Source organism: Streptomyces europaeiscabiei (genome assembly GCF_001550375.1).
Taxonomy (GTDB): Bacteria; Actinomycetota; Actinomycetes; order Streptomycetales; family Streptomycetaceae; genus Streptomyces; species Streptomyces europaeiscabiei.
Map to the genome: position 1 here is coordinate 1 of NZ_LRTR01000130.1, position 4,060 is coordinate 4,060.

Consider the following 4,060-nt stretch of genomic DNA (forward strand, 5'->3'; position numbering starts at 1 on the left):
CGCGCAGGGGCAGCACGGGGTCCCGGTCGGGCTTGGCGGCCCGCGCGAGCACGACCTCGCCGTCCTGCTCGACCACGCCCTCGGCCAGCGGCGACCGCTCAGGGGTGGGCTTTCCGCCACCGAGCATGGCGCGCAGCCGTGGCCGGACGGCGCGCGATCGCAGCACGCGCCCCACTTCACGCCAGGTCACATCACTGGCGTACGAGATGACCCGCGCGGCCTCGTACACCTGGCGCAGCAGGGTGTCCGCGTCCAGCAGTCCCAGCTCGGCGGCGACCTGGTCCTGTTCCTGGAGCGCGAGCCGGTCGGTCGCGCGCCCGGTGGCGAGATGCAGCGCGTCCCGTACGTCGAGGAGCCGGCGCCGGGCATCGGCGAGCCCCTCGCGCGGGGCGTCGGCGAGCCAGGAGGCGGCGACGGCGCGGAGGGCGGTGGCGTCACGCAGCCCGCCACGCGCCTCCTTGAGGTCGGGTTCCAGCAGGTACTGCAGCTCCCCCTGCCGCTCGGCCCGCTCGGCGCACAGCTCCTGGAGTTCCGGGAGGCGTTTGGGCGCCTGGTTGCGCCAGTCGGCGAGGACGGCGGTCCGCAGTCCGGCGGTCAGGCCCAGATCACCGGCGATGTGGCGGGCGTCCAGCAGCCCCAGCTGCACCTTGAGGTCCTCGCCGGCGGTCTTGCGGGCCTCGGCGGGGGTGCGCACAGAGTGGTCGAGGGCCAGCCCCAGGTCCCAGACGGGGTACCAGATGCGGTCGGCCAGCGCGGCCACCGCCCGCTCGTCGGACCCGTCGTGCAGGAGCAGCAGATCGAGATCGCTGCGGGGCGAGAGCTCACCACGCCCGTATCCCCCGACGGCGACCAGCGAGGCCCCGCGCAGTTCGTTGGCGCCCGCGCCGAACAGTCCCGCGAGCCAGTCGTCGGTCAGCTCGGCCAGGGCCGAACGGCGCGGCGGCCCGGACTGCGCCTCCTCCTGGAGGAGGCGCAGCCGGGCCGCCGCATAACCGCTGGGTCCCGAGTCCTCTGCATCCGTACGTACGTCCGTACTCGTCACCCAGCGACTCCTGTTCTTCTCTTCGATCAGAGCGCGTCCGGGCCGCGCTCGCCGGTCCGGACCCGAACGGCCGTCTCGACCGGGAGGGACCAGACCTTGCCGTCACCGATTTTGCCGGTGCGGGCGGCCTTGACGATGACGTCGATCAGCTGTTCGGCGTCGTCGTCCTCGGCGAGCACCTCGATACGGATCTTGGGAACCAGATCGACCGTGTACTCGGCACCCCGGTACACCTCCGTGTGGCCCCGCTGCCGACCGTACCCACTGGCCTCGGTCACCGTAAGACCGTGCACCCCGAAGGCCTGCAGGGCTTCCTTGATCTCGTCGAGCCGGTGCGGCTTGACGACCGCGGTGATCAGCTTCATGCCTCGACCTTCTTGCTCTCAGGGGCAGCGACGCTGCTCGTGCTGGCGGAGATGTGCGAACCGGCGGCCGAGGAGAAGTCGTACGCGGTCTCGGCGTGCAGGGTCTGGTCGACACCGGTGACCTCGTCCTCCTCGGACGCCCGGAAGCCGATCGTCTTCTGGATGGCGAAGGCGATGATCCACGTCACCACGAAGGTGTAGCCCATGACGGAGAAGGCACCCGTGGCCTGCTTGCCGAACTGGTCCCAGCCGCCCACCTCGGTGGCGAGGAAGCCGACCATCAGGGTGCCGATGACACCGCCGACCAGGTGGACGCCGACGACGTCGAGGGAGTCGTCGTAGCCGAGCTTGTACTTGAGGCTGACGGCCCAGGAGCAGACGGCACCGGCGACGATGCCGATCAGGATGGCACCGAAGGCGTTGACGTGACCGCCGGACGGGGTGATCGCGACGAGGCCAGCGACGGCACCGGAGCAGGCGCCGAGGGTGGTGAACGCACCGTGGCGGATGCGCTCGTAGATCAGCCAGCCGATGATGGCCGCGGCGGTCGCGATCTGCGTGTTGATGGCCATGCGGGCGGTCGTGCCGTCGACACCGAGCCAGGAGCCGGCGTTGAAGCCGAACCAGCCGAACCACAGCAGGGCGGTGCCGATCATGACCAGCGGCAGGCTGTGCGGCCGCATCGGGTCCTTCTTGAAGCCGATCCGCTTACCCACGACGAGGACCGCGGCGAGCGCGCCGATACCGGCGTTGATGTGGACCGCGGTACCACCGGCGAAGTCGATGACGCCCAGCTCGAAGAGCCAGCCGCCCGGCGCCCAGACCCAGTGCGCGACCGGGAAGTACACCAGGGTGACCCAGAACGCGATGAAGATCATCCAGGCGCTGAACTTGACGCGGTCGGCCAGCGCACCGCTCATCAGGGCCGGGGTGATGACCGCGAACAGCATCTGGAAGAGGATGAAGGCGAACGCTGCGATCTTGTGCGGTTCGCCGTTCGCGCCGGCGACGAAGCTGTCGACCGTGCTGGTGACGTCGATGCCCTTGAGGCCGATCGCGTCCAGGTTGCCGATGAAGCCGCCCTGGTCACCACTGAAGGCGAGCGAGTAGCCGTACAGCACCCACAGGATGCTGACGATGCCCAGCGAGATGAAGGACATCATCAGCATGTTCAGCACGCTCTTGGCACGGACCATGCCGCCGTAGAAGAGCGCCAGGCCCGGCGTCATCACCATGACGAGCGCCGCACTGATCAATACGAATCCGGTATCTGTGCCGTTCAATGCCGGTATCTCCTCGTGGTCGGAACGGCCCGTGCGGATGCGGAAGCTTGGGAGCTATCGGGGAGGGCCGACTGTGCTGAGGAGACTGACGCAGCACCGTTTCACGGGGAGTTTGGAAATGTTTCCCGGATGTGACGAAGGCACCCATCACGTTACAGACAGGTGAAACGTGAATCTCGGAGGATTAGTCCCGTGTGGGGCCCAGCCTCTGTGGGGCCCTCGGCGGATAACGGTTTCGTATCCGATGGAACTTCCGGTGGAACCTCCCGGAACGGACCGACCACGGCAGACCATCCGATGACCTGGCATGGGGGAGCCGAGTCGGGCAGTCGGGATGGCCGGCCGCGGCCGGAGTACGAGTGGACCCGCGTACGCCGGGCCGGGGTCAGACCGCCTCGGCGGTCTCGGGGAGGTGGACGGCGAGCTGCTCGGTGAGGTCGACGATCTCGGCGAGACCGTCGAAATCGCGTACGGCCGTGTCGACGGTCTTTCGGATACGGGTGTTGACGCGCTCGGAACGCACCTTCTTCGCGGTCTCCATGGCCTGCTTGGCCATGGCCGCCCCCTGTTCCGGCTCACGCTGGAGCAGGTGCACGGTGGCCATGCCGATGAGGTTCAGCGCGTACGACCGCTGGTGTTCGGTGTCCGTGGAGAAGAGCTCGACGGCCCGGCGCATCACGGGCTCGGCGAGCGACGCGTAGGCAGGGCTGCGGCCTGCGACATAGGCGAGGTCGCGGTAGGAGTGGGAGTTCTCTCCGTGCAGCTCCGCCTCGTTGAAGAAGCGGATCCAGTCGGGGTCCGGGTCGTCCCACTCGTCGACGTCGGAGAAGACGTCCTCGGCCATCCGGACGGCCCGTTTGCACTTTCCGGGCTGGCCCATGTTGGCGTAGGCGCGGGCCTCCATCGCATACAGCATCGACTGGGTGCGCGGGCTCGCGCACTCGCGGCTGCCGTACTGAGCGAGGTGGATCAGTTCGAGGGCGTCGTCGGGCCGGCCGAGGTGGATCATCTGGCGGCTCATGCTGGACAGCACGTACGAGCCGAGGGGCTTGTCGCCCGCCTCCTTGGCCGCGTGGAGGGCGAGGACGAAGTACTTCTGGGCGGTGGGCTGGAGGCCGATGTCGTAGCTCATCCAGCCGGCCAGTTCGGCCAGCTCGGCGGCGACCTTGAACAGCCGCCGCGTGGTGGCCTCGGGCTGGGGCTCCTGGAGGAGGTCGGTCACCTCGTGCAGCTGGCCGACGACCGCCTTGCGGCGCAGACCCCCGCCGCACTGGGCGTCCCACTGCCGGAACATCACCGTGGTGGACTCCAGGAGGTCCAGCTCCGGTTTGGAGAGCCGGCCGGCGCGGCGGGCGGCGGGCGACGGCTCG

The 4,060-nt window shown here is 69.1% G+C and carries 4 protein-coding genes; all 4 read right to left on the bottom strand.

The genetic code is table 11. The features are described from left to right. A partial coding sequence (locus AWZ10_RS06095; protein WP_208618455.1) for a [protein-PII] uridylyltransferase family protein occupies window positions 1–1,042 on the bottom strand: 1,042 nt, incomplete at its 3' end. A gap of 26 nt (window positions 1,043–1,068) precedes the next feature. Further along, a complete protein-coding gene (locus tag AWZ10_RS06100) occupies window positions 1,069–1,407 on the bottom strand; it encodes a P-II family nitrogen regulator (RefSeq protein WP_003997576.1) in 339 nt (112 codons plus the stop codon). Continuing rightward, complete coding sequence (locus tag AWZ10_RS06105; RefSeq protein ID WP_046705178.1) at window positions 1,404–2,690, bottom strand: ammonium transporter; 1,287 nt, start codon at window positions 2,688–2,690, stop codon at window positions 1,404–1,406. Before AWZ10_RS06105 ends, AWZ10_RS06100 begins: the two co-directional genes overlap by 4 nt. Window positions 2,691–3,075: 385 nt before the next feature. Next, on the bottom strand, window positions 3,076–4,060 hold a 985-nt coding region (locus AWZ10_RS06110; RefSeq protein ID WP_060890620.1), incomplete at its 5' end, for an NsdA family TPR-like regulatory protein.